General features: G+C 41.0%; 5 protein-coding genes. 4 read left to right on the top strand and 1 reads right to left on the bottom strand.

Going from position 1 to position 2,368, the window contains the following annotated elements; translation table 11 throughout:
- The coding region (locus H8B19_RS18775; RefSeq protein WP_186507450.1) for a valyl-tRNA synthetase at window positions 1-88 on the bottom strand (88 nt) is incomplete at its 3' end.
- Window positions 89-222: 134 nt separating this feature from the next.
- On the opposite strand from H8B19_RS18775, the gene H8B19_RS18780 reads away from it, so the two are divergent.
- From H8B19_RS18780 to H8B19_RS18795, 4 genes are read left to right on the top strand one after another with little or no spacing between them, the layout of a single operon-like run.
- On the top strand, window positions 223-705 hold the full coding sequence (locus tag H8B19_RS18780) for a GNAT family N-acetyltransferase (protein ID WP_186508679.1): 483 nt from the start codon (window positions 223-225) through the stop codon (window positions 703-705).
- 9 nt (window positions 706-714) lie between these two features.
- On the top strand, window positions 715-1,140 hold the full coding sequence (locus tag H8B19_RS18785; RefSeq protein WP_186508681.1) for a potassium channel family protein: 426 nt from the start codon (window positions 715-717) through the stop codon (window positions 1,138-1,140).
- 45 nt (window positions 1,141-1,185) lie between these two features.
- Window positions 1,186-1,518: a hypothetical protein gene (locus H8B19_RS18790; RefSeq protein WP_186508683.1), complete on the top strand. Its 333-nt coding sequence runs from the start codon at window positions 1,186-1,188 to the stop codon at window positions 1,516-1,518.
- Window positions 1,519-1,570: 52 nt separating this feature from the next.
- A complete protein-coding gene (locus H8B19_RS18795; RefSeq protein WP_186508686.1) occupies window positions 1,571-2,146 on the top strand; it encodes a CBS domain-containing protein in 576 nt (191 codons plus the stop codon).
- The last annotated feature ends 222 nt before the right edge of the window (window positions 2,147-2,368 follow it).

The raw sequence follows: 2,368 nt of genomic DNA on the forward strand, positions 1-2,368 counted from the left end.
TTTCAACACGTGCTACGACCCCTAATTTAAAAGCCATCGTGTAATCGCGTTGAGTACGCTTACGATTTGAATTAGTTGCTGTTGTCATAAAGAAGTCCTCTTTATGTCAACGTATTTCAGGACGGGACATGTAGTGCTTAAAAAGCCCGGTTTTCACCGGGCTTTTTATTTATCTGTATATTGATAAACTCATAAACAAACTCATTTTCACCATTAACAACCATGCCTATACAAGTTATCCAAGCTGATTATTTAAATCCCAAACACCAACAAGACTTAGGTACGATGCTTTCAGCCTATGCACAAGATCCTATGGGCGGCGGCTGTTCACTGCCAAAGGAGATAAGTGATTCTATCGCATTAAAGCTCGCCAATGTTCCGACCGCTTTTAGCTTACTCTGCTATGACGACGAAAAACCGATCGCACTGGCTAATTGCTTTGAAGTATTTTCAACATTCAAAGGTAAGCCTATTATCAATATTCATGATTTTGCCGTTATTACAGACTATCGCGGACGCCGAATAAGCCAGCTACTTTTGGCAGAAATTGAACGTCGGGCCAAATTGAAAGGATGCTGTAAAATTACGCTTGAAGTTCTTGAAGGTAATAAAGCAGCCCAGCAAGCCTATTTCAAATTCGGCTTCGCGGGCTATGAACTCGATCCCGCCGCGGGTAAAGCTCTATTTTGGGAAAAACCACTATAAGGTTAAATAATGTTAACCCTGGTTATTATTAACTGCAGTGTCGTATGTTTGGTGGTCGCAATCCATTTTGAGATGCTGTCGCTTTTAACTCGTTTTTTACCGCACCTACCTTTGCGGCCCAGACATAAAATAATGGTAGGCGTGCTTTATTGTCTTACAGCGCACGCCGTAGAGGTGTGGATTTTTGCCTTTGCTTATTATTTTATGAATAAAGCGGGTTATTGGGGCGCATTTACCGGCGCATTTGACCACTCTTTACTCGATTGTGTTTATTTTTCATTTACTTCCTTTTCAACATTAGGTTTTGGGGATATTGTGCCTACAGGCGGTATACGTTTTCTTACCGGTATTGAATCTCTAACGGGTTTATTACTTATTACCTGGTCTGCCTCCTTTCTTTATCTGGAAATGACCACATATTGGAATAAAGATTAATTCCTTACAGGAACTTTTTGGCGATACAAAAGCCTACAGTTATATATGAAGTACTTATTTAGCCTTTCTAACACTGGTAGACGTTTGCAAAGCATCTTGCCTTTGCTCGTTGCTCTGTTGAGCTTTGCCAGCAGCGCTAATGAATTCTCGCCAGGCAGCAATAAAGGCTTAACGTCACCTGAAACTATTGCGCAGAAAGTTCTTCTTCAATCTCCCGATAATTTTGATGGTGACAATCCAGAGCCGGACTTTGCAGTCATCTGGAGTTCAAAACATTCACCTGTTGTTAGATATGTCGCCAAAAGAATAATTGGCCAACCCAGCTATATAACGTCTGTAACACTTCAAGAATTTCTGGCCAGAGCACCTCCTTTTTAAAAATGTAACGTCCCAAAACCAGTTATTACATTTTTAAATCAGAGGTATTCCTATGACTAGTTATAAAACATTGCCAGTACAAGATCTGGCTGATTACGAATTAAGCCGTCAGTCAAAAACACAACCACTGGACTTACTAAGTCCAGCCATAGAAATTATGACCAACTATTCACGGAATGCACCACTGATGCTTGACCAGAATATGTTGATTGATGATGCGATTTCTCTGCTGAAAAGTGCGCATGTCAGTAGAACTTTAGTGTCGAATAAACAGGAAGAGTTTATCGGAGCCGTTAGCCTGGCTGAGCTTCAGAGTGCTCGTATCATGAGTATTGCTAATAAATTAGCCATTAACCGAAAAGAGCTGACATTGGGTAACGTAATGAACCCCAAAAGCCAGTTTAAGGGGATTCAGTTACAAACCATCTTAAATTCAACCATTGGGGATGTGCTAAATACGATGGAGCACTATGGATTACAGTACGTTTTGGTCGTAGCAAAATCCACTATGGAAATCGTTGGCATGATATCGGCACGAGACATATCTAAAAAGCTGCAAATTCCTATTCAAATCAGTCCACTACCCACTAGCTTCGAAGAAGTGATGTTAGCGGTAGGTCATCCATAAAAGTCCTGTACAATCCGCTGAATTATTATAGATAGCGAAGCCACCTTAATGGTGGCTTTTTTTGTATCTGTGATTTGTCATGTTATTGCTGATTTTTATAGGGGTAAATAACAAAAAACCCAGCGCGCGGCTGGGTTCTTTGTAAAATTGGGAGTCTGGCGGTGTGCTACTCTCACATGGGGAAACCCCACACTACCATCGCCGCTAATACGTTTCACTTCT

The organism is Neptunicella marina, assembly GCF_014270035.1.
GTDB lineage: Bacteria > Pseudomonadota > Gammaproteobacteria > Enterobacterales > Alteromonadaceae > Neptunicella > Neptunicella marina.